At 66.6% G+C, this 21,901-nt stretch carries 31 protein-coding genes; 26 read left to right on the top strand and 5 right to left on the bottom strand.

Going from position 1 to position 21,901, the window contains the following annotated elements:
• Positions 1–263: 263 nt before the first annotated feature.
• The 3 genes from C2L58_RS48705 to C2L58_RS48695 form a co-directional block, all read right to left on the bottom strand.
• The gene (locus tag C2L58_RS48705) at positions 264–653 is read right to left on the bottom strand and encodes a hypothetical protein (protein WP_146073629.1); all 390 of its coding nucleotides are present in this window, start codon (positions 651–653) and stop codon (positions 264–266) included.
• Positions 654–752: 99 nt separating this feature from the next.
• The gene (locus C2L58_RS48700; RefSeq protein ID WP_146073628.1) at positions 753–1,649 is read right to left on the bottom strand and encodes a hypothetical protein; all 897 of its coding nucleotides are present in this window, start codon (positions 1,647–1,649) and stop codon (positions 753–755) included.
• Between the two features lie 26 nt (positions 1,650–1,675).
• Positions 1,676–2,161, bottom strand: coding sequence for a hypothetical protein (locus C2L58_RS48695; protein ID WP_146073627.1), 486 nt, complete (start codon positions 2,159–2,161; stop codon positions 1,676–1,678).
• A 232-nt stretch (positions 2,162–2,393) separates the two neighbouring features.
• Here C2L58_RS48695 and C2L58_RS18225 point away from each other — a divergent pair, with 232 nt between their 5' ends.
• From C2L58_RS18225 to C2L58_RS18180, 9 genes are all read left to right on the top strand, one after another.
• Positions 2,394–3,221, top strand: coding sequence for a hypothetical protein (locus C2L58_RS18225; protein WP_146073626.1), 828 nt, complete (start codon positions 2,394–2,396; stop codon positions 3,219–3,221).
• Positions 3,222–3,550: 329 nt separating this feature from the next.
• On the top strand, positions 3,551–3,961 hold the full coding sequence (locus C2L58_RS18220; protein WP_103338778.1) for a hypothetical protein: 411 nt from the start codon (positions 3,551–3,553) through the stop codon (positions 3,959–3,961).
• A gap of 243 nt (positions 3,962–4,204) precedes the next feature.
• On the top strand, positions 4,205–4,426 hold the full coding sequence (locus C2L58_RS18215) for a hypothetical protein (protein ID WP_146073625.1): 222 nt from the start codon (positions 4,205–4,207) through the stop codon (positions 4,424–4,426).
• Between the two features lie 276 nt (positions 4,427–4,702).
• Positions 4,703–6,967, top strand: coding sequence for a type IV secretion system DNA-binding domain-containing protein (locus tag C2L58_RS48690; RefSeq protein ID WP_146073624.1), 2,265 nt, complete (start codon positions 4,703–4,705; stop codon positions 6,965–6,967).
• 244 nt (positions 6,968–7,211) lie between these two features.
• Complete coding sequence (locus tag C2L58_RS18200) at positions 7,212–8,021, top strand: replication-relaxation family protein (RefSeq protein WP_103338774.1); 810 nt, start codon at positions 7,212–7,214, stop codon at positions 8,019–8,021.
• A gap of 52 nt (positions 8,022–8,073) precedes the next feature.
• Complete coding sequence (locus C2L58_RS18195; protein ID WP_103338773.1) at positions 8,074–8,343, top strand: helix-turn-helix domain-containing protein; 270 nt, start codon at positions 8,074–8,076, stop codon at positions 8,341–8,343.
• On the top strand, positions 8,340–10,046 hold the full coding sequence (locus C2L58_RS18190; protein WP_103338772.1) for a recombinase family protein: 1,707 nt from the start codon (positions 8,340–8,342) through the stop codon (positions 10,044–10,046). The genes C2L58_RS18195 and C2L58_RS18190 overlap by 4 nt, the downstream gene beginning before the upstream one ends.
• A gap of 204 nt (positions 10,047–10,250) precedes the next feature.
• Positions 10,251–10,883 carry a GNAT family N-acetyltransferase gene (locus tag C2L58_RS18185; RefSeq protein ID WP_146073623.1) on the top strand — a complete coding sequence of 211 codons (633 nt, stop codon included), beginning with the start codon at positions 10,251–10,253 and terminating at the stop codon, positions 10,881–10,883.
• Between the two features lie 245 nt (positions 10,884–11,128).
• Positions 11,129–12,019: an aminoglycoside phosphotransferase family protein gene (locus tag C2L58_RS18180; protein ID WP_233225784.1), complete on the top strand. Its 891-nt coding sequence runs from the start codon at positions 11,129–11,131 to the stop codon at positions 12,017–12,019.
• Here the strand turns inward: C2L58_RS18180 and C2L58_RS50465 are convergent.
• Positions 11,979–13,394: an XRE family transcriptional regulator gene (locus C2L58_RS50465; protein WP_233225783.1), complete on the bottom strand. Its 1,416-nt coding sequence runs from the start codon at positions 13,392–13,394 to the stop codon at positions 11,979–11,981. The two genes, C2L58_RS18180 and C2L58_RS50465, sit on opposite strands and share 41 nt — an antisense overlap.
• A gap of 140 nt (positions 13,395–13,534) precedes the next feature.
• Here C2L58_RS50465 and C2L58_RS18170 point away from each other — a divergent pair, with 140 nt between their 5' ends.
• A complete protein-coding gene (locus C2L58_RS18170) occupies positions 13,535–13,735 on the top strand; it encodes a hypothetical protein (RefSeq protein WP_103338769.1) in 201 nt (66 codons plus the stop codon).
• Here C2L58_RS18170 and C2L58_RS18165 read toward each other — a convergent pair.
• On the bottom strand, positions 13,732–14,082 hold the full coding sequence (locus C2L58_RS18165; RefSeq protein ID WP_103338790.1) for a GntR family transcriptional regulator: 351 nt from the start codon (positions 14,080–14,082) through the stop codon (positions 13,732–13,734). The two genes, C2L58_RS18170 and C2L58_RS18165, sit on opposite strands and share 4 nt — an antisense overlap.
• A 114-nt stretch (positions 14,083–14,196) precedes the next feature.
• On the opposite strand from C2L58_RS18165, the gene C2L58_RS18160 reads away from it, so the two are divergent.
• From C2L58_RS18160 to C2L58_RS18095, 16 genes are all read left to right on the top strand, one after another.
• Positions 14,197–14,451 (top strand): hypothetical protein, encoded by a 255-nt coding sequence (locus C2L58_RS18160; RefSeq protein WP_103338768.1) that lies wholly within the window; start codon positions 14,197–14,199, stop codon positions 14,449–14,451.
• Positions 14,452–14,688, top strand: coding sequence for a hypothetical protein (locus tag C2L58_RS18155; RefSeq protein ID WP_103338767.1), 237 nt, complete (start codon positions 14,452–14,454; stop codon positions 14,686–14,688).
• A 108-nt stretch (positions 14,689–14,796) separates the two neighbouring features.
• Entirely contained in the window at positions 14,797–15,480 is a 684-nt protein-coding gene (locus C2L58_RS18150; RefSeq protein ID WP_103338766.1) for a hypothetical protein, read from the top strand.
• 41 nt (positions 15,481–15,521) lie between these two features.
• The gene (locus C2L58_RS18145) at positions 15,522–16,016 is read left to right on the top strand and encodes a Pycsar system effector family protein (protein WP_233225782.1); all 495 of its coding nucleotides are present in this window, start codon (positions 15,522–15,524) and stop codon (positions 16,014–16,016) included.
• Positions 16,017–16,093: 77 nt separating this feature from the next.
• Positions 16,094–16,618: an NUDIX domain-containing protein gene (locus C2L58_RS18140; RefSeq protein ID WP_103338765.1), complete on the top strand. Its 525-nt coding sequence runs from the start codon at positions 16,094–16,096 to the stop codon at positions 16,616–16,618.
• Positions 16,609–16,989 carry an SsgA family sporulation/cell division regulator gene (locus C2L58_RS18135; protein WP_103338764.1) on the top strand — a complete coding sequence of 127 codons (381 nt, stop codon included), beginning with the start codon at positions 16,609–16,611 and terminating at the stop codon, positions 16,987–16,989. Before C2L58_RS18140 ends, C2L58_RS18135 begins: the two co-directional genes overlap by 10 nt.
• A 38-nt stretch (positions 16,990–17,027) precedes the next feature.
• Entirely contained in the window at positions 17,028–17,162 is a 135-nt protein-coding gene (locus C2L58_RS51295) for a hypothetical protein (protein WP_255410546.1), read from the top strand.
• A 119-nt stretch (positions 17,163–17,281) separates the two neighbouring features.
• Complete coding sequence (locus C2L58_RS18130; RefSeq protein WP_103338763.1) at positions 17,282–17,887, top strand: hypothetical protein; 606 nt, start codon at positions 17,282–17,284, stop codon at positions 17,885–17,887.
• Between the two features lie 105 nt (positions 17,888–17,992).
• Positions 17,993–18,853, top strand: coding sequence for a hypothetical protein (locus tag C2L58_RS18125; protein ID WP_146073622.1), 861 nt, complete (start codon positions 17,993–17,995; stop codon positions 18,851–18,853).
• Positions 18,853–19,251, top strand: a complete 399-nt coding sequence (locus C2L58_RS18120; protein WP_103338761.1) for a hypothetical protein — start codon at positions 18,853–18,855, stop codon at positions 19,249–19,251. The genes C2L58_RS18125 and C2L58_RS18120 overlap by 1 nt, the downstream gene beginning before the upstream one ends.
• 2 nt (positions 19,252–19,253) lie before the next feature.
• Positions 19,254–19,409: a hypothetical protein gene (locus C2L58_RS49250; RefSeq protein ID WP_158264136.1), complete on the top strand. Its 156-nt coding sequence runs from the start codon at positions 19,254–19,256 to the stop codon at positions 19,407–19,409.
• Positions 19,406–19,609 (top strand): hypothetical protein, encoded by a 204-nt coding sequence (locus C2L58_RS18115; RefSeq protein ID WP_103338760.1) that lies wholly within the window; start codon positions 19,406–19,408, stop codon positions 19,607–19,609. The genes C2L58_RS49250 and C2L58_RS18115 overlap by 4 nt, the downstream gene beginning before the upstream one ends.
• Positions 19,609–19,923, top strand: a complete 315-nt coding sequence (locus tag C2L58_RS18110; protein ID WP_103338759.1) for a hypothetical protein — start codon at positions 19,609–19,611, stop codon at positions 19,921–19,923. Before C2L58_RS18115 ends, C2L58_RS18110 begins: the two co-directional genes overlap by 1 nt.
• Positions 19,916–20,230 carry a hypothetical protein gene (locus C2L58_RS18105; RefSeq protein ID WP_103338758.1) on the top strand — a complete coding sequence of 105 codons (315 nt, stop codon included), beginning with the start codon at positions 19,916–19,918 and terminating at the stop codon, positions 20,228–20,230. Before C2L58_RS18110 ends, C2L58_RS18105 begins: the two co-directional genes overlap by 8 nt.
• A gap of 2 nt (positions 20,231–20,232) precedes the next feature.
• Positions 20,233–20,547 carry a conjugal transfer protein TraH gene (locus tag C2L58_RS18100; RefSeq protein ID WP_103338757.1) on the top strand — a complete coding sequence of 105 codons (315 nt, stop codon included), beginning with the start codon at positions 20,233–20,235 and terminating at the stop codon, positions 20,545–20,547.
• Complete coding sequence (locus C2L58_RS18095) at positions 20,544–21,836, top strand: hypothetical protein (RefSeq protein ID WP_103338756.1); 1,293 nt, start codon at positions 20,544–20,546, stop codon at positions 21,834–21,836. The genes C2L58_RS18100 and C2L58_RS18095 overlap by 4 nt, the downstream gene beginning before the upstream one ends.
• Positions 21,837–21,901 lie beyond the last annotated feature (65 nt).

Here is a 21,901-nt window from a genome sequence, read left to right as displayed (position 1 = left end):
GATCAGCGCCCACAACTCGTCCGGCACCAACCGCAGCGACAACCGATCAACCACAACCAACATCATCGCTCATCAGCGACCGATCACCACGTAAGACACGCTCTAAGTTGCTTGCATTAATTAGATTCAACTGGGTCACCCCCGCTCGCGCGGGGAATTGATGCAGCATCGAATCTAGCGTGCTCGTTTCCTCAAAGTCAATACCGAAGCTTCAAGGCTCACTTAGATGCGTGGCGCCATCTTCGAAATTTCGGTAAACCTTGCTAGTGGGGCTGTCTGCCGGATGCGATGCGCGCCGCTTCATCTGCGCTGATGCGAGCGTCGCTGGTTATTTCGTCGATGGTGGACAAGGCTTGTCTTCTGACGTTCATGTTCGGGTCTTGAAACAGATTTTCCAGCAGACTGATGGCTTGTTGTCGGCGGGTCTCGAACAGGTATGCGACGTAGATCGCTGCTATTTCTCGGTCGTCACTGTTTGAGCTGGTGGCGAGCGTTTTTAGGATCTGTGCGGCTGTTTCAGGAGCCGTGTGGGCAAGAGGGCGCAGGTGGTCTTCCCATGTGTCTAGTTCTCGCTCGGCGTTCTTTCCTTGGGAGATAAGCCGGTCTCGTTCTCGGAAAAATTCATCGCCTGTCACCGGCGCGTCGTTTACCACTGACCGAGTATGGGTTCCGACGGTGTGTTTTGCAAGAAAATTGACGTCCAATTGGCGTCGGTAGTTTTCTCGTTTTGGCGCCGCGGTTTGGTGCGTATTTCACCGTAGCAAACGTCGGGTTACTTGGCTGTGGACTGCCTTGGTTCCGGCTGTGCGGGTGTTTGCTGGCCGCGTGGATGGTTTCGGCGCGAGTGCGTGTTGTAAGGCTGCTCGCGCTGGCGCCGGGGTGAATGCTGCGGTATTGGCGAATTGGGCGTTGATAAGTCGATGGCTTCCGGCGGTGTCCCAGTCGACGGTGCCAGGATCGATTCCTAAGTGATGTCGGATGAACTCGATAGTTTCGGGTGTGTATTGGCCGTAGGCGTCGTTGCCGGATTCATCGATAGGGGCTATCGCCATGCGATTGCACCCGGACAAAGTTGCGACGTTGAGATCGTGGATTCCCAGGGGGTGGGGTGTGCGTTCATTTCCGACCCATCCCCGAGCAACGGGAAGACCGCGAAATCCAGGTCCATACATAGGGTCGTCGTCTTCGTTGCCTTGGGCGTGGTAATACTCGTTCCATCCATCCCGGCGGTTAGCTAACGGCTGGTGTGCGCCCCCAAGCCGCACAATATCCGACGTACGAATAAAACTTTCCTCCCAGCACATCAGGAAGCCTTCCGGGCTGACTACGAGCGCCGACGTACTCGGCCACGCAATCCGCCCGGGCAAGCTGCGCTCCTGGCCCACCACGCCACTATCGGCGGCGATAGCCTCAAATTTGCCGACATTCATCGGCTCCCACTCCGCAAGTGGCCCACGGTCGCGCAATGACACCGGCGGACGTTTGGGTAATCCGGGCCAGGTCAGGGTGCCCGTTTCCAGGCAGTAGGCCTGTGCGACCTCACGGGATAGCCATTCGTCACGCCGGTTTTCGGGCCGAACACCATCTAAAATAAGAAATGTAAGACACGTATTATTGAACGAATGTGGTGCTAGTTCACTCCTGAACACTCATTCAATATAAGCAAGATTTGCTATTAACGTCGCTTCTTTCGTGTATCCCATGCTTTATTAACCAAGTCGCCGATCTTCCAGCCGGTGATGATTGAACCTGCGAAAGTCATGACATTGGCGAATGTGGACATATTTCCGTCTGCGCTCTGTACGGGTTCGCGCTGATCAGTGGCGACTTTAGCGCGCTTGTGTGAACGGCGCTGCTGCTCGATGTGTGCGCGCGCCAGGCGCCACTTGTCAAGCTCGGCGTGGATGTCGAAGCCTGCGGGGAGCCAGCGTCGCTCTTTGCCGTAGCTCAGGCAGCGCATCACGAACGCGTCAAGCCACGACGCGTTGGGTGTCCGCTTCCCGTTGAGGAAGTCATGGCTGGTCGAACTGGGGAGCCTGAGCCCTTCCAGGGTGAGCCCCGTCCACTCCCACAGCTTCCGCAATGCTGCGGCGAACTGCTGCGGTGTTGGCCGTGCGTCGACCTGCGGTAGCGGATCGTGGGGCGGTTCGTCGCTGACCATGTGGGTTCACCTCGCGTGCGTGCGTTGCGTCTACTACACCGTGTGTACACCCGTGCGCGGTCCGGGATATCCGGGAAATCCCCCGATTGGAGTATCCGGGCGAGATCGAGCCGACCTCATTTTGCCTGGTCGGATTTCCCGGACCTGATCACCGTAGACACCGGACATGGGGCCTGACCTGCTGTTATGTGCGCGCACTCGACGCGGGGCGCGCCGACAGGAGGTTCAGAGGATGTTCGGCTTACTCAAGGCCTTGCGCCGTGGGCGGATGGTGCGTCCGCTGCTGACGTGGGTACTGGCTGTGTTCGTGTATGTGGTGGTGCCGATGCCGCAGGAGTGGGTGTTGCTGCTGGTGGTGTGGCTGGGGGCTGCGCTGGCAACGACGGTGAGGCGACTGCGGGAGAGCGGCCGGCAGGTGAAGGAGCGGGCGGGGCGGGCGTGGCAGCTCGCCGAGCGCCTTGCGGGCGCGGCTGAGGACCGTATCCGCGCCGATTGCGACGTCGCGCCGCCGCTGTACGGGCAGCAGCAGGTGTACGGGCAGGTCCCGCCGGCGTACGGGCCTGGTGGGCAGGTTCCGCCGGGGTCGGCCGGCTACGGGCAGCTGCACGGCGCGCCGCCGGCGGCGTATGACCCTGGGGCGTTGCTGTCGGCTTTGGTGGCGGTGCTGGCCGCGGAGGGGGTGCCGACCGAACCGGCGCCGGCGTTGTTGCCGATGGCGCGTCTGCTGGCCGACCTGGGGATCGCCGCCCGCCCGCACGTGCTCGCCTCGACCGCGCAGGGGTTGGTGAACGCCCTCCCGCCGGCACCGCCTCGCCGAGTCCGGGTCATTTCGCCGGGGCTCGTCGCTGCCGTGGTTCGAGTGGTCCTCACCCATGACCAGGTGCTGCCGGAGCAAATCACTACCGACGCCGCCGAAGTGCTGATCAACCATTGTGGGCAGGTGCTGATGGCGTTGGGTGTCCAGCCCGGTGGCGGTGGGTCGTTGGCTGACTGGCCCGTGATCGCGCAGATTGTGGACGCCGCGCCGTTGCCCGCGCCGGTTGAGCGGTGGGGCTGGTAATGCGCTCATCCACTCGGCGAGTGCTGACAGCTGCGGTGCTGTTCTCCGTCGCTATGGGCGCCCTGACCGAGGGCGGCTGGTGGTGGGTATGCCTGGCCGTGCTGCTACTCGCGCGGCGAGCGGTGCGCGTACGCCTGGTGCGACTGCTGCGGCCGGTCATTCGGTGGCTGTGGGTGAAGGCGGTCGTGGTCTATCGGCGGTGCCGAATGTCATTAAAACCCAAGCGGTCCCGCGGTACACCGCTCTAGAATTAATCGGGAAAACCCATGCATAATACATATTCCCCGGAGGCGTTCGAGGCGGTGGAGTGTATGCGGCGACGTCCCACGGTGGAGGAACTGAGCGACCATTTGCGGGGTGTTGTCTTCTACGGCGCCACGGCACCTAGCTTGCTGGCCCACTATCGCGAAGTTGTGGACTTGCTGTATCCCGCTGACGAGCATGGCGGCCTTGACCTGGATCAACGGGCACTGCTAGCCGAGGACTTGATTCGACAGGCAGCCCGAAACGTCGACAAGCGTACGGGCGCGGAAGCTGCATCCACCGTCCTGGGTTTGGCGGTAGGGACACAAGGCCGCAAACTCCTTGACCGCCGGCGTATTGCCGGAGACTTCTTCGGCGTGCTCCCCGGCACCTTCCGCAAACCCCAACATGAGGGCAGGCTCATGCGCGCATTGGCAGCAGAAATCGTGCGTATCCTCCTCGATATCGTTCAGTGCCCTGACCCGCTGACGACGTAGAAGCTGCACCGACAGGCCCGGTCCGTTCCTCTGAGGGGACGGACCGGGCCTGTTGACGTATGTGCCGGGCCTGAGCAGGGCACATGCCAGCTCTGTACCAGTTTTGGTCCTGACCTGTACCCGATAGTCGCCAAGAATTGCCCAGGTCGGGTGCGCATTCGGAGCCAATTCGTCCGGCATGCGGCGCCACGATTCCTGATGTACGGCCCACTCGGGGCCGCACAGACAGGGAGGTTTACCGCTATGTCTGCATGGTTTCGCGCCGAGTTGGCGACGGCGCTTCGGGGGCTGCTGGAGTCAGCGCCCCGGCACGATGCGATGCCCAGCGAGCGTGCCAACTACTGCTTGCGTAAGGCCGAATTCCTCGAGTATGTCGCCGTCGCGGAAGCGGGTTCGAGTGCACAGGCGCTGTTGGCTGCCGCTCGCGCCCGGCACCAGGCCCAAGACATCGCATTGGGGTTCTGATGGCTAGGGCGAGGAGTAGGCGAGGGCACCGTATCCGCATCTATGGCAGGCAGCGCACACAGGTTGATCCGGTGAAGCTGGCCAATGTGCTGATCCTGCTGGGCCGTGACATGCACACCCGAAAAATCGCGCGGCCCTCACATCGCGCACGCGACAACCACGCCGGCAGCAACAACGACGACAGCGACTGATGTGTCTCATATCCCGGTCCGGCAAGCCCTCTTCCGCGTTGAGCTTGCCGGGCCGGCCTTCCCTTTCGTTAAGGAGGTGTAGGGAATGGATGGCGGGTGGTGGCAGTGGTTGCCGGTGCCGATCATTGGTGCACCGTTGATTCTGCTGTGCCTGATCGCTGGTCTGCGTCGGGTGCAGATGCGGCGGTGGCGGCGTTCGCTTGCCGCGTGGGAAATCCGGCTCGCTCGCGACACGTCCGCCGATGACATCGCCCGGTGGGTAGTGGCACTGCGCGCTATTGCCCGGGCGCGGCGCTGGTGGTCGGTGAGGGCCCGGTGGCCGATCGGTATGGAGCTATCAGCGACCAGCGACGGCATTACTCGGCTGGTACTGGTCCCCTCCCGCCTGCTGGGGGATGTGCGGGCGGCGTTGGGGGCCACGATCCCGGGTGCCCGGTTGCAGGAACTGCCCGGCTACCTCGCCGCCGCCCGCGGCGCACGGTTCGGCATTGCGGCGGAGGCCCGCATCACCGGCGCCGGTGAACCGCTCGCGGTGGGCCGCGGCCACGACACGAACCGGCACCTGCTGGCGGCCCTGCAACCTCTCCAGGCAGGCGAAACAGTGCGGGTGCAATGGTTGCTCACCGCGGCCCGCAGCCCGCGCGGGTTGCTGCGGCCTGGCCTGTCGAACCAAGACGTGCAGGCCGCCGGCGCGTTGTGGGCGACGGGCGAACCCGTGCTGTGGGCTACGTGCCGTGTCGCGGTGTCGTCCCGGTTTGACCGGCGGCGGCTGCGTGCCCTCTACGGCCGGGTGTGGGCGGCGCTGCGGTCGCTGAACACCCCACGCGCGGGCGTGGTGCGCCGGTGGCTGCCGTCGTGGTGGGTGTCGGCGCGGGTCCGCGCTGTGGCGGTGCCGGTGCGGCGCTGGCCGATCCTGGCCACCGCCTCCGAGTTGGCCGGCCTGCTCGGGTTCGCTCCCGGCCGTGACACGCTGCTTGGTGTGCCCGGCGGCGCGTCACGGGTGATGCCACCGCCGGCGTCGATGCGCACCACCACCAACGGTGTGGTGGTGGCGGAAGCGAACTTCCCGGGCAGTAACGCCCTGGTGTCGGTGGCGCGTACGGACCGGCTGCGGCACATGTGGGTTCTCGGCCCGCCCGGCGTCGGAAAATCGACGTTGTTGGCGAGCATGATTTTGTCCGATATCGAGCGCGGCGACGGTGTCGTCGTGGTGGACGCCGGCGACGACTTGGTCGCCGACATCGTCGACCGTGTCCCCGATCACCGCGTCGATGACGTGATGGTGATCGACCCCGCCGACACAGACCACGTCATCGGGTTGAACCCGCTGCGCGTCGGCTCACCGGAACAGGCCGCGGCCGGCGTGTATCACGTGCTGCAATCCATCTACGAATCGTCCTGGGGGCCCCGCACGGCCGATATTTTGCGCACCAGTCTTCTGACGTTGGCCAGCACCACCGCGCCCGACGGGCAGCCGTTCACCGTCGTTGATATCGCGCAGCTGCTCACTAACGATGCGTTCCGCAAAACGGTGACGTCGCGGCCGTTGTCGGCGCCGATGGCCGATTTTTGGCGCTGGTTCGCCTCACTATCGGAAGGCGCCCGCCTGCACATGACGTCCCCGGTGTTGAACAAGTTGCGGGTGTTCAGCCTGTCCACGCCGCTGCGGCTGCTGCTGGGTCAATCGCATGGCCTGAACTTCCGCGACGCGATCGCCACCAAGAAAATCGTTCTCGTCCCACTCCGTAAAGGACTTGTGGGCACCGAAAACTCCACCCTCATCGGGTCGCTGCTATTGGCGTCGGTGTGGCAAGCGATCCTCGCCCGCTCCACCGTGCCACAACACAAACGCCGCCCGACGTGGCTGTACGTGGACGAGTTCCAAGACACCGTCCGACTGCCCATCGACCTGGTGGACATGCTCGCCCAGGCCCGCCGCTTCGGCCTTGGCCTGATCTTGGCCCACCAGCACGTCGGGCAACTGAGCGCCGACATGCGCTCGGCCGTGCAGTCGACCACCCGGTCTCAGGTGGTGTTCCAGGTCAACCACGCCGACGCCGACAAGCTCGCCCGCAGCTTCCACCCACTCACCACCGAGGACCTGCAACACCTCGGCCTGTATGAGATCGCGATCCGGCCCTGCGTCGACGGTGTCACGCTGCCGCCGATCACCGGCCGCACCCGGCCCCTACCCGAAGCCGTCCGCGACGGGGTCGCGCTCAGCGCGGCCAGCCGCCGCATCTACGGCTACGCCGCCGCCGACATCGAGCAGCAGATCGTCGACCGAACGACGGTGGACGCCGAGCGGCAGCAGCGGCCTAACCGGATCCTCAAAGGCGGCACGTCATGATCACCACTAGTGTCCGGTCGGGTGTCCGCTCGCGTCGCCTCCCACCAGCCAGAACCCCAGCTCGGCGCCTACCTGGTGGGGTCTATTGGCACCAACTTACTACCGTAACCGGCTCCCTCTTCTTCTCTCCTCCCGTCCGTTCCTCCTCCCATCGATTTCTCATGTTCCGTTCCGGGAACATGCCGCGACGCGCCCGCGCCTTGTTCCCGGCAACGGCCCATTCGGTGGGGGAGGGGAGGGGCTGATGACCCGCACACGCGTCACGACAACGGCGCTGCGGGACCTGGCGGGGCAGCTACCCGACCGATACGTGGCGGCCCTGCGGCACCTGGCCGCGGTGCGGGTCCTCACCGGCGCCCAGCTTGACACCCTCCTTACTGAGCCGGCGGCGACAACAGCGGCGACTGTGCGGCGGGTGCGCCGGCGGATCATGACCCGACTGGCCGGCGCCGGCCTGGTGGCGATGCTGCCTCGCCGTGTCGGTGGCGTTCGGGCCGGCTCGGTCGGCCACGTTTACGCCATCACCCACACCGGGCGCCGGTTCCTCGCCATCGCCGACGACGCACCCGAACCGCCCCGCGCCCGCTACTTCCAGCAGCCCACCACGCCCTACCTCGCCCACGCGCTCACCGTGTCCGGCCTCTACGTCACGCTCACCACAATCAGCCGGGCCGGCAGTTTCGGGCTGGCCCGGTTCGATGCCGAGCCGGCGTGCTGGTGGCCCATCGGCGGCGGCCGCACGCTGCGGCCCGACGCCTACCTCGTACTCGACACGCCCACCCACGCCGAGTGTTGGTGGATCGAAGTTGACCAGGCCACCGAGACGGTGCCGCGGCTGCGGGCGAAACTGCGCACCTACCTCACCCACGCCGCCGGCGGCGGCAGCGGCCCCGACGGCGTGTTCCCTCGCGTCCTGATCACCGCCCCCAGCCGGCAACGCGCCGACGTCATCGGGTCGGTGATCTCCGGACTGCGCCGCGACACGGCGCTGCTCGCTGTCGCCGAGCAGCAGCACGCGGCAGACTTCCTGATCAACGAACTACACACAACATAGAAGGGGGTTGCGTACGCGCAACCCCCTTGGGATACTGGACGAAGGAGAAGCAATGACCACCGCACCGGGAACGTTCGGTGAGTACGTCGGCGCGAGGCGACAGCAAGCCGACTACTCCAAAAAACGACTAGCGAAACAACTCGGCATAGAACTATCGACCCTCACGCGGATAGAGAACGGCAGTGTCCCTGGGGTTGACACCTTTCTGGCCCTGGTGGACGCGCTCAACCTCGACGTCATCGCCGCCGCGCAGCTCATCGAACCGTACCGGCGGCTGTGTGACCGGATCATCACGGCACAGGAAGGACGTACACCCTCATGACGAAGCGGGCACGAAAAGAGCAGCGCCGCGCACGACGTCGTAAGAAGGCTGTCGTGTATCTGCGGGTGTCCACCCTCAAGCAGGTCAAACGCGAGTTTAACCCGGAAGGGTTGTCGCTGCCGCAGCAGCGGGAGGCGGTGAAGGCAAAGGCGGAAAGCCTTGATGCCGACGTCGAGTATGAATTTCTGGAAAAGGGGTCGGCGCAGACGGTCGACAAGCGGACCGAGTTTCAAGCGATGCTCGCCTACATCAAAGAACACGACATCGACTACGTCATCGTGGACTCACTGTCGCGAGCGAACCGCAATCGCTTCGACGACGCCATGATGATTCTCGCGCTCCGTAACGCTGGCGTCGAAGTGGTATCGGCAACCGAACCCATCGACGAAACCCCCGCCGGCCAGCTCCTGCACGGAATCCTTGCCGCGGTGAACGAATTCCGTGTCAAGTCCGACGGAATCGATATCGGTCGCAAGATGGCATTTAAAGCCTCTATCGGCGGCACCCCGGGGCGGGCGAAAATCGGCTACCGCAACGTGCGCGAGGATTTCGAGGGCCGCCAAGTCGCCACGATCGCTATCGATGAAGAACGCGCCCCGCTGGTACGGCTGGCGTTCGAGCTGTACGCCACCGGTACCTACACCCTCGATACCCTCACTGAGGTACTCCAAGACGCCGGGCTTACGACGCGTCCGTTTGGCGAATTTCCCGCGCGACCAATCTCGCGGGCCAAGGTGGGGGCCATGCTGCGGGATCGCTACTACATCGGCTACGTGGAGTTCGCGGGCAACGAGTATCAGGGACGTCACGCCAAGTTGATTACGCCCGAACTGTTCCACCGTGTCCAAGAAGTCATGGACTCCCAATCCGGCTCCGGTACTCGTAACCGCAAGCACAACCACTACCTCAAAGGCATGCTGTGGTGCCACCGATGCGGCCGGCGTCTGGTCGTCTCCGTCGCCAAAGGTTCCTACGAGTACTACTTCTGCGTCGGACGCCGCGACAAGTCCTGCAACCTGCCCTACCTGTCCGCCGCCGACCTGGAGCAGCATGTGGCTGAGCACTACGCCACCGTCAGCTTCCCCGCCGACTTCAGGGCTGTCGTGGAAAAGACCTTCAGTGAACAACTCGACAACGCCATCGTCGCCAGCACGGACATGCGCGACAAAATCAACACCCGACTCGGCGAACTAGCCGTCAAAGAAGACAACTACCTGGAGTTAGTCGGTAACCCAGCGTGGCCAAAGGAGAAGCTCACGGCGAAAATGCAGGAGGTCCGCGACGAACGCGACAAGCTACTGACGCAGCTCGACGGCCTAGACGCTGACCTCAAAGTCGCCCGCGACGTCATCGCCGCCGCGCTCACGCTGCTAGACCAGCCGCAGCGCCTCTACGCCAAGTGCAACGAGGCTCGCCGCAAGCTACTCAACGCCACCATCTTCACCAAACTCCGCGTGGACGTCGACGGCGTCACCGGAGAAGAACTCGCCGAACCCTTCGACATGCTCGTACCACTCGGCCGCTACTACACCCACAACGGCACCCTGACCGCCCCCGACGAGACCGCAGACGCACAGTCAGCGGAGCCTGAAAACGACTGTGACCAGCCGGACCGCCTCACAACGGTGCCTGCTGGTCACAGTTCGAATAAGCATGGTTTGGTGCCCCCGGTGAGATTCGAACTCACACTGGACGGGTTTTGAATGGATCTTGAAACTGCCCCTTGACCTGCACATCGGCCCTGGTCAGAGCTGATTTGGGGGTGTATTGGGGGTGGACACCTGGACAACCGGGCAAGCGGCCGGGGCAAGGTCGCCCCATGGCAACCGAAGGGGCGCCACAAGACGTCCCCCTCATGAGGTCTGGATGCCTCGTGAGATGCGAAGACGCGAGATACGATCGAACACATGGGCGAGCGACCCAGTTGGATGACCGCGGTGCCCGAGATAACCGAACGGGAAGATCTGCCGGTCCGGTCCGACCGCAAGCATGCCTGGTGCCTCAATCGCAAGCACCGGCCGGCGCTCGCGGGCGTCAACTGCGGTTTCCACCACGCCCTGCACCTGTCGACCGAGTCGTGTAACCGGTGCTGGTCGCTGAGACTGCCCCGGCACACTTGGCTGGTCGTCGACCACCGCCTGGCGATATCCCCGGAGCAGGCTGACCAGCTGGACGACCGCAGCGCCAAGCTCGTCATCGTGGCCCGCCGGCCAGGGTTCCCTGCCGGGATCGGGCGGCTCGAAGTCTGGCTCCGCGGCACCGTCGTGGCCGTCGCTGACCTCCAGCTATGCGGGGTCGACCACCGCGGCGTGGTCCGTCACGTCCAGGTGGAACCTGTGTACCGGCGGCGGGGGTTCGGCACGCTGCTGGTCGACGCCGCGCAGGCCCGCGGCCCCGGCTACCACTGGTCCACCACCAAGTTCGACCAGACCGAGGAAGCGCTGGACTTCTGGGCCTACCAGGACCCGGCCGAGCCCTTGTACCTCGGGGAACGGCATTACTGCACCCACATGCGAGAAGTCAACGACGAATGGGCGTAAGTCGCCCCCCAATGGTCGCTGACACTGACCGGCAAGAAGAGCGGCCGACCAGTCGTGTTCGTCGCTACGGTAGAGCTGCCTCACCTCGGGCTTGGCCTTGGAGAAGCGGCATCATCCTGTCGGCCGGCCGGGGCTTCAGGGCTCGACCAATGGCCACTGACCAGGAGAAACGGCAACCGGCCGACTGTGTCGAGCGCAACCTCACTAGTGTTGTGACAGATCTCGAACCGCGAGGAGGCGACATCGTGAGTCAGGCCGAGGGTTTGACAGAAGAGTCGGCGCGCGAACTCGCCGACGCCGCCTGCAAAAAGGCTGGCATCGACGGGCGAAATGCTGAGCTGATCCGGATTGGCTCCAATGCGGTGTTCCGGCTCGGAGGTCAGATCATTCTTCGCATCGGACGCGAACGAGGTGGTTTTGAGGACGCCCGTCGCCAGGTCGCCGTGGCGCGCTGGCTGGCAGATGAAAACTATCCGGCGAACAGGGTGATCGACATTGCTCAGCCGGTCGACGCGTCTGGCTACCCTGCCACATTTTGGAAGTCCGTCTCTGAGAAGGAGGGGTACGCATCGATTGCGCAAGTGGCTGAAATTATTCGCGATCTTCATCGCTTGCGCACTCCGGAGAGTCTTGGGCTGAGGGCGAAGCGGCCGTTCGACGAGATCGAAGAGCGATTGAGCGATTCTTCCAATCTTGGTCGCGACGATGAAGAATTCTTGCGGAGTCGAATTGCGGAATTGAGGGATAGCTATGAAGGGTTGGAGTTTCCGCTTACTCCTGGCGTAATCCATGGCGATGCCAATATTGGCAACGTAATTCTCTCCAGAGACGGCAGTCCCTGCTTGATTGACCTGGACAGCTTCTGTGTTGGTCCACGCGAGTGGGACTTGGTGCAGACTGCTCTTTTTTATGAGCGCTTTGGTTGGCACTCGGCCGAGGAGTATCGAACGTTCGTGGAGGTGTATGGTTTCGATATCATGAATTGGCGTGGCTATGAGACCCTGGCCGGCTATCGTGAGATTTCAATGACTCTTTGGCTTGCCGGTAAGGCGACAGACGAAGCCGCGCAAGAGGTTCGCAAACGTGTTGCGGCGATCAGGACAGGTGGAGACCGGCGAGACTGGGCACCCTTTTAGCGTCCTTCGGTGTCCACAGGCGAGCTGACGTCACTCTCTCTAGGAATTCCTTGGACTCGGAACTCTTGCCTACTTTAGTGAGGCGTGCGCGGAATTCGTTGACGTACGCGCTGCAACGAGCGGACTTCAGCGAATCGCCGATCTCAATGGCTTTTAGCGCGACATCGCAAGCCTGGGCAACGTTGCCACCGTCAAGGTAGGAGTCGGCGAGAACCATCGTGGCAAAGAAGTCGCTTCGCACGTAGCCGCTCGCTGTTGGCCCGAGGGATTGTGTGGCATACGTGACGCCGTCGCTTGGGCGCCCAAGATCCCGGTTGCAGTGTCCAAGCTCTGCGGCCAGCTCCGCCTCGTTGAAGTATGAGAACCAGTCGGCCGGGTCGTTCTCAGGATCGCGCCTCTCAAATTCTTTTACGGCGGCTGCCATTGCTCGATCGCATCCGGCCGAATCGCCAAGCCGGGCGAGTGCCCTCGCTTCCATTGCGTAAAAATGCGCCGCGGCACTAGGTGATCCCGAAAGAGTTGTTCCCGTGCGGGCCGTCCTGGCGAGATTGGCCGCTTCTTTATATCGGCCGAGAAAATTGGCCTGGTGGCTCATTGCGTCTAGGACACTGGCGCCCAAAAGGCGGTCGTTGGCACTCTCTGAAATCCTTAACGCCTGTATGAAGTACCGCTGCGCCAGGCCGTGTATCCCCGCATCGTAGGACATCCATGCCCCGAGTAGGGTGGCTTGCGTTGCGGCTTTGAACAACTCAGTTCGAAGAGAGTCGTTCTGCGTGTGGCCCGCGAGCAGTCCGACCAGATCTGTCCTCAAGAATTCGATTAAAGCGCTTCGTGCGTGGCCACCACCATGTTCGCCGTCGAGCGCGTCAAACATTTCGGTTGTCTTATTGATGCCCCTGATATCGGCTTCGCCTACTTTGCGCTTGCCCGTATCGCTCAGGACATCATCGCGCGTGGTCACGAGCCATGACAGGGCTGCTTCATTCCATGCGGCCGCATTCGCTGGGGCATCGAGCAAAGTCGACATGCCGTCGATATCGGCCTGCCACAACCGCGCGACAGACGTCACGCTATCGGCAAGCTGCTCTGGGTAGTCAAGGCCGATGTCAGCTCGAAGCTTCTGCGCCTTGCCAAAGCCAATCTCGTCCACGTCGACACGCCGGCCAAGTCGATACCCAAGTGCGTTGGCTATGGCGGTTCGAGTCTTGGCGTCGCGCGGCACCATCCCGTCAAGCCAGCGACGAACATAGGTGTGCGTGTACGCCTTGCCAGCTTGCTCGCCGACAGCGCGAGCGAAGACCTTCAGTCCAACGCTGCCGTCTTGGCGAAGGTAGCCAGCCTCCAGCATCAGGGCCTCTAGCTGGTCGTTGCCCACTCGCTCACCTCCACCTCCCGACTGTGCCCCACTGTACGAGTGTGCTCCCTAGTGTGCCCTGTTCGGGCAGCTCAGGGGCCTGTTTCATGGAGTCATCAACATCAACCAGGGCCGGAACGGCCACGACGCTAGGAGACGCAATGTCCAAGAACCCCTTCGGGATCAAGACCGGCGGCGGGATCGTGAAGAAGATCGTCGGTGTGGTGATCGTCTTGGCCGCGCTGGCCCTTGTGGTCAAGCACCCGCACGATGCGGCTGGCATGGTCAACACGGCCAAGGACAACGGCGGCGGCATCATCGACAGCGTGACCCAGTTCTTCCGGGACCTCGGTCGCGGTTAAGGCTGGCCGGCCTCCAGTCGCTCAACGGACTGGCGCAGCTGACTCACCTCCGTTTGCAAGTCTCTGACCTGCGCGGATAGCTCGATCAGCGTGGGTGCGGGTTGCTCGGAGGCTGGCGTGACTGCTGCCACGAACGTACCGATCGGGGCGCGGGAGTTGACCCAACCGCGCTCGCGCAGAAGCCCCAGGGCTTTCTGCATGGTCGCGATTGCGACGTCGTACCGCTCCGCCAGGTCCCGCTGATTCGGCAGCTTCTCGCCTAGTGCGTAGCCGCCGGACCGGATCTCTTCGGCGATCTTCTCGGCGACCTGCTCAAACGGTGCGCGGGGTCGGGTTTCTGCCTCCATGGCCGCCATGTTAGCGGCACAAACTACCTCGGCCTAGTTCACTCGAACGGCCGATACCAACTACAAACTAGTATGTTCTAGTTTGTAATGACCGACGATGGAAAGGCTAGACCGATGAGGAACGCACGACCGAGCCGCCGCCAGGCCGAGATGGACGCGGCCGAGCTGGACTTCGAGACTTTCGCTGACACCACGGGCCTGGCTGGTGACAGCGTCCTGGCCGAGAGCTTCGACGGCATGGCCGAGCTGGTCGACCTGTACGCGGAGATCGCGGAGATCGACGAAGCGCTGGCCTGGCTGGAGGCCCCGGTTGCCCGGGTGATCGCGCTGCCGATCGTGGCACGGCGCTCGCTGGGGGAGGTGGCCTGAATGGTTGACCGCCTGTTCGTTCCCGCCGCGTTCGTGGGGTTGCTGGCCACGATGCCGCCCGCGTCGGCGACGCCGTGGGATCGGGAGCACTGGCTTGACGTCGTGTACAGCACGGTGCGGATTGAGTTCTCCGGCCCGCACGGCATGGAGGCGATGCGCATGGCGCGGGTGTTCTTGACGGAGCTGGACGCCACCCGCGTCGAGATCGAGGACGCGTACCTGGCTCTGGCGGACTGACCAGCCCCACCGCCTTTCTGCGCAGTTTCCGCGCACCACCCGCAATTTCCGCATTCGTCCCGGGGCAGCGCCTTGCCTGCTCCCGGCCCCGCACGAGGAGGACCGCTCATGTCTCACACGCTGACCGCGGCCCGGTTCCGCGCCCTGGCCGACACCCTGACCCGCAACGCCGCGCTGCTGAGCGCGGCCGGGCTGCCGGAGGTCGTGACGGGTGTCCGGGTGACCGTCTATCGCGACGTGGCGGCGCAGCTGCGGTTGCTGGCCGAGGCCGAGCCCGCAGCGACCGAGGGCAACCCGCTGGTGTTGGTGCGTCAGAACGGTGCGGCTGTGGTGGCGCGCCGGTTCGAGATGCTGGCCGGGCTGCTGGCGGCCAACGCCCGGGTCCTGACCCGCCGCACGAGTGACGTGGTGATGCACCGCCGAGCCCGGGTCTACCGCGACGTCGCCGCGCAGCTGCGGCTGCTGGCCGAGGCTGAGCTGGAGTCCGCGGTGGCGCACCGCCCGCACACCAGCCGGCCGCCGCTGTCCAACACCGCCCCGGACAGCACGGTCGTGGCGCGGGCCGCGGTGCGGGTGCCGCGAGTGCGGCGGGAGTTCCTGGAGCCGCTGGTGACGGCGATCGCCCGGCACCGTCGTGCGGGTTGGTCGGTGGCGCGGCTGACGCTGTGGCTGCGCAGCACGCTGCGGGACCCGCAGACCGACGCGGTCCACCCGTGTGCGGAGCGGTCGTTCGTCTCCTACGTCACCAGCCTGCTCACCGGCCCCCACGCCCACCCGCTGCGTGCGGCTTGACCTGCACATTCACCCGCTCTTCTGTGGACTGGAGACCCAGCATGGCCGCGAACAACCAGCCGACCGCCCCCGCCGACGGAGGTGAGGTGCCTCCGCACATCAAGGGCGCCCATGAACACGCCCGGGATGAGCTGCGCCGGGCCGACACCAAAGCGCAGATCCTGCTCTCCCTGGTCGGGGCTGCGCTGGCCGGCGTGGTCGCCTTGACCACCCGGGCGGTGTCCATCCCGACCGCGGCTGCGCTGTGGCTGGCCGCCGTCCCGATCTTCGCGGCAGTGCTGTTGCTGCTGTCGGCGCTGCGTCCGCGGCTGACCGAGGACCCGATCCCGGGAACGTGGATGGACGCCGCCCTCAACGGCCCCGCCGCGCTGCTTCACGCCGATGTCACCGAGTCCGCGGACCGCATCGCGGACGACACCGCACGGCTCGGGCGGATCGCGCTGTGCAAATACCGCCGGACCGCCACGGCGGTGCGGCTGCTGAAGGCCGGGTTGTGCCTGGCCCCGGTGGCGCTGCTGCTGGCCGTCACCACCTGACCGGCCCACGCCCTTGCCCGCAACGCCAACGGCCCGGTGTTCCTCGGGCCGCTTCCCGCCTCCCGGAAGGACTTGCGATGACGCTGATCGGTTCGCTCGCGGCCAAACTCGCCGCCCGCTTCGACGACCGCGCCCCGGTGTTCTATGCCGCCGACGTGACCCTGTTCGCCGCGCACGAAGGCGTGTGGCACGTGCTGCTGATCGAGCGCGGCTGGGCCCCGCACAAGGGCAAGCTCGCCCTGCCCGGCGGACACGTCGATGCCGACGAGTCCTCGGAGCAGGCCGCCCGACGGGAGGCAGCCGAGGAAACCGGCCTGGACCTGTCCGGTGTGGTGCTCGACCGGATCGGGGTCTACGACGCCCCGGGCCGCGACGCCCGCGGCCGGTACGTGGCGGTGGCCTACGGCGCGGTGCTCGACCACGCGATCACCCCGGTCGCCGGGGACGACGCGGCGTCGGCGGCGTGGATGCCGCTGCGGACCGCGGCCCGGGTCGCCCGTCGCGGCGGGTTCGCGTTCGACCACGCCGACATCCTCACCGACGCGGCCCGCCGCTACGGCTTCGGCCCGGACTCGCCGGGGAGCTGGGACCTGTGGAGCTGATCTACCCCGCCGACGCGGTGGTGAACGGGCACGGCCCGGTGCCGGTGGCGCTGGTCTACGACCCGGGCGACCCGTGGGCGGTCACGCTGCTGGTCGCCGGCCGGGTGTGGCTGTTCGCCCGGGAACTGCTGGCCACCGGCCTGTCCGAACCGGCCGGCGACGGCGACGTGGTGGTCCGCCCGGACACCGGCGGCAGCTTCGGCCACGTACTGCTCACCTTGACCACGCCCGCCGGTTCCGCCGACGTGGCGTTGCCTCGCGGCACCGTGGAAAGCCTCCTGGACGCCGCTGAAGCGCTGATCCCGCCGGGGTGCGAGCGCATCGACTGGCCGGCCGAGTGGGCCCGCCTGGCGGGCGGAACCGCCGCCTGACTCGTCTCCGAGGCAAGCCTGCCGCGCTGCGTCGGCTGATGCCGAGGGCGCGGGACATCACCGTGCTGCACGGAAAGGAGGTGAGCACCTTGTGCCTGATCTGCGATGAGGGGGACCACCACAACGACCCGGACAACTACGACGAGAACGGCGTCTTCATCGGCGACCAGTGACCGCCCGCGCCGTCTCCGGCCAGGTCACCGGGCAAGCGGGGCCGACCCCGTCGCCGGTCGGCTCCGCTTCCTGCCACTTCCGATTCCTGCCTTGTCCGGAAAGGACGGTTCGATCCGCCATGCCCATCGCCGCCACGACGTCCGCCACGCTGACCACCGCTGCGCCGCCCGAGGGCACCGACCGCTGGATTCCGGAACCGCCGATGACGGTGACCGTGCGGCTGGCGGCTCAGATGGCCTCCACCGCGTATTATCAGGCCGGGCAACGGGTTGCGCGGTTGGCGCGGCAGCTGCTGCCGCAGGCTGCGGGCCCGGATGACCGGATGCGGCTGCTGTTCCTCTACGCGGCCGAGGAAACCTACCTCGCGTCGGTGTTCCCCGCGGCCAACCCCACCCACCCCGAGCGCTGGCAGGCGGGGGTGAGCGAGCACCGGCTGGCCGGCGAGCTGGCCTGGATGATCGCCACCGCCGAAGAGGCCACCGCCACCGGCGCGGCCTACCGCCCGGGCGGGTACGAGCCGGAAACCGGCCCGGTCGTCGAGCTGATGGCCTACTACGTGAGCGTCACCGACCCGGTCGCCCGCGGCGGGCTGCTCGACCAGCTGGCCCGGCACCTGACTGCGCAGGGCTACCCACGCCGGGCGGTCGAGGTGCTGACCGACGTCGCGGCCGCGCTGCGCATCACCGCCATCAGCGGCAACCGCCCGCTGCCGGGCATCCGGTAGGCCGCCGTGCCGTACCAGCCCCGGGCCGATCTGTCGCAGGACTTCACCGGGTCACGGTCGCTGTCCATGACCCACCCCACGCCCAGCGGTCGGCGCACCTTCCGGTTGACCGCCGGCACGATCGATGACGAAGCCCGCACGTTCTTCGGTCACGGCTTCTGCCTTTTCCTGTCCGGGGCGATCTACTCGCTCGTCAACGTCGACATCTGCACGGTGTACGTCCGCCGTCCCGGCGAAGGTCACTTCCGGCCCGTGCACTCCGGGGTCATCACCCCGGACGGACGGTTCCTCGACATCTTCGGTCACCGCACCACCGACACCATCAAGGCCGCCTACCGCGAAGCATTCGGCGGTGACGTCTACCTGCGCACCGTCGACGGCCAGTACTACCACGCAGAAGTCACCGACGTGGACGAGGACAGCTGCGACACCCGTTGGTGGCAGGAGGAGTTCGACACCCCGGCCAAGCAGGCGGTTCTGCTGCACTTCGCCCGCCTGCTGCTGCACAAATCCGGCTACGGCGACCGCATCCCTCTCATGGCACGCCCGGAGTTGCGTGCCCGCACCCCGCAGAAACCCGTGGCCCGCAAGCCTTGCCCGCGACCGGCCGCACCGACCCGAAAGGAAACCGGCATGTCCATTCCCGAAGACGTCGCTCGGCTCAACGCCCTCGCCGGCTCGATCCCGCTCGGCCAGCTCCAGCAGCTCAGCGAGGCCGAACTGCCTCCCGAGCTGCTCGACGCCCGCAGGGCACTCAGCGAATCCGGAGATGCGCGGTCGATTCTCGGCGGCACCCAGGAAGCCGCGGAAGCCGACAACGCGCTCAGCCACGCTGTGGCGAAGCTGGACCAGGCCACGGAGGTTTACCAGATGTTCAAGAGTCATCTGACCGAAGCCTTCCAGGCCGCTGCGCGGGCGAAGCAGCACATCGAGCAGGCTGCCGGGTATCACGGTCGGGGGCTGTAGTGACCGACCACAGTGGACCGGGCCTGTTCGGCCCAGTCACCGACAACGACCGCCGCCGGTGGCAGATCCAGGCCCACGCCGCACTGGCGACGGTGCTGCAACGCGCCAGCAAGGCCGGGCTCGCCCCGCTGCGCTGGACTCTCGGCATCACCGGCCAGCTGCACGGCGCGGTGCCCACCCTCGACCACGCGGCCGAGCAAGTGGCCGGCATCTACGTCGCGTGGGCGGACTTCCTGGACCTGGAGATCCGCCGCACCACCCGCGGCGACCACGGCACCGTGCACCTGTGCGCGATCGGCGACCTTCCCGACCGCATCGGCCGGTTCAGCCACCCGGTGGGCATTTCCGCCGACCTGCATCCCGCCGAGGACATCGACCCGACCACTGAGGAGTGCTGACCATGACGCGCAAGAAGACCAACACGAGCCGCAGCCGCAGTACCCAGCCGGTCGTGATCGTGCCCAACGGTAAGAGCACCTGCATCTTCTGCCCGACCGTTCTGCCCAACGGTGGCTCATGTTGCACGCCGTGCGCCCGGAAGGCGGTCGGCCGATGACCGGACCTGAGCACTACCGCGAAGCAGAACGCCTGATCCGGGCGTCGAGCGGGGACTACGTCGAAGCCGGCGACGCGCTGGCCGAGGCGCAGGTGCACGCGACGCTGGCGCTGGCCGCTGCCACCGCTTCCGGAGCGTGGGCGGAGATGTCCGACGACGAATCGCGGTCGTGGGACAAGGCGATCGGGGTGGAGCGGTGATGTCCACACCGGACGGAATGCCGCCGAACCCGGGTGCGGCGCTGCTGGGCAGGCTGCTGGAGCGCAACGGGACGTGGGCGCTGCTGCGGGTGTTCGCTGCGCTGGCGCTGTTCCTGGTGCTGCACCTGATCCGGATCCCGCTGGTGGTGCTGGCCCGGATCCTGGCCGGGGTGATGGCCCGGTTGGACGCCTACACCACCCGGCACGTGTCGACGCCGCCGCGCGGCCCGATCAACCAGTTCTTCGACCCGCACAACAGCAACCCCAGCCCCGGGCCGCCGGGGCGGATGCACTGGGAGGCCGCTCATGCGTGAACTCAACGACACGCCCCCGCCCACGCCGGAGGTCGGCGCTGCGTTGCGCAGCGCCCGGCGCGCGGTCATTTACGACACCTTCATCGAACTGGCCGGCGCCCTGATCTGGATCGGTGTGGTCCTGGTGGCCAACCGGCTGGCGTTCGGGACGTGGGTCCCGGTGTGGTGGCTGGCCGTGCTGGCCGGGGTGGTCCTGCCCGATGTCGGCCGGGCCGCGCTCGACCTGGCGGCGATCACTGCGGGGCGGATGACGTACACGGTCGAGCTGTGCGACGGCTCGACCGTCGAGAGCAGGGAGATGTGGTGACGATGAGCCGTGATGAGCGCTGCCGCACCCGCACGGACGCCGCGGTGGCGTGGACCACCGCGCACGCGGCCGAGCTGGCCGGCGTGGGGGTCCCGCTGATCGGCGGGGCGGTGTTCACGCCGTGGCTGGACCTGGTGTCCGTGGCGTGGGCGGCGTTGTGGGCGGCGAACGAGTTCCGGCTGCGCCGCACCACCCGCACGGCCCGCCAGGTCGCGGTGGCCACCCGCCCGGCCCGGCCCGCGCTGAGCACCAGCACCGACGACGAGGGCGAGCGGCCCCCGGCCGAGGCCGGGTCGCGGAAGGAGGTGTCCCGATGAGCTACTTCGCCGACCGGGCCGAGCAGGCCCGCGCCGACCGGGCGGCCAAGGCCGAGCAGGACCGCGCTGACCGGCAACAGCGGCTCGATCAGCAGCTGCGCCTGACCCAGTTGCAGCTGGCCACGACCCGCCAGGACAAGGCCGACGCCCAAGCCGAGCGGGACGCGGCCCGCGCCCGCCGGACGGCTCGGGTATCGGCGGTCCGGGCGTGGGCGGGTGCGCACGTGGTGGATCTGCTGATCTACCCGCTGATGATCGTCTCGGCCGCGATCGCGGTGCCCACGGCGGCGGTGTGGGGCGCGGCGAAGCTCGGGCACACCGGCGGGCTGCTGCCGGTGCTGTCGGAGTGGGGCATGGTCGCCTTCTCCATCGCCGTGCACGTCTCCCGCGTGCGGACCCCGGACCGGCCGGTATGGGCGCTGCAGCTGGGAACGTGGGTGTTCGCCGCGGTCGGGTTCGCCATCGCCGTCATCCGCGGCGCCACCACCCCCGAAGGCGGCGGCTGGGACCTCGGGTTCGTCATGGGCCTGGTTTCGATCGCCGGGGTCGCGGCGCACCAGCTGGTGTCCGCGGCGCCGCGCCGGTCGGCGGCCGAGCAGACGGCGCGGAAGCTGGCCCGGCAGGAACTCGCCGAGGCCCGGGCCGAGCTGGCGACCCGGAAGATCGCCGCGGTCCGGGTGGACAAGGCCCGGCGGGCGGCGATCGCGCACGCGGTGGCCGAGATCGACACCGACGGCACCGCCCGGCTGGTCTACCTGCCCGGCCGGTTCACGCTGCGCCGGGGGAAGCTGCGCCCGGCGGCGGTGGCCGGTCTGCTGGTCGAGCCCGCGCCGGAGGGCGAGGTGGGCGACTCGGTGGCCGATGAGGCCGCCGCCTACCTGGCCGGGCTGCACTTCCGGCGGCTGCCCGACACGCCGGGGGAGGAGACGACCCCGCCGGGCGAGGGGGAGGGGCCCGGCGGGGTCGCCACTCTCGACGGTAAGCGCCCGCCGGCCGGACCGCCGATCGCCGACCAGGACGGCACCCGCCCGGACCAGCCGGCCCCGCCCGGGCGGGATCGGGAGGTCCCGGCCCGTCGCACGAGCGTCACCCCGCGGCGGCGGACGGTGCGGGTCACCACGCCCAAGCGCAGCCTGGAGCAGCTGCGCGAGGAGTTCAAGAAGGCCCTAGAGGCTCGGCCTGCCGGGTTCGACCCGGACAACGGCGAAGCGATCCGCCGCACCCTCCAGTGCGGCAAGGCGTTCTCGCGTCAGCTGCGCGACGACTACCGCAACGGCCTCATCGGCTGATCCCCACCCGCACACCGCCGGGCAGGGTCGACACCTTCCTGCTCGGTTGGTGGTCCGGCCCTGCC

This window comes from Amycolatopsis sp. CA-126428 (genome assembly GCF_002904335.1).
Taxonomy (GTDB): domain Bacteria; phylum Actinomycetota; class Actinomycetes; order Mycobacteriales; family Pseudonocardiaceae; genus Amycolatopsis.
The sequence above is the reverse complement of the archived record's forward strand: the minus strand, read 5'-3'. Positions and strand labels throughout refer to the sequence as shown.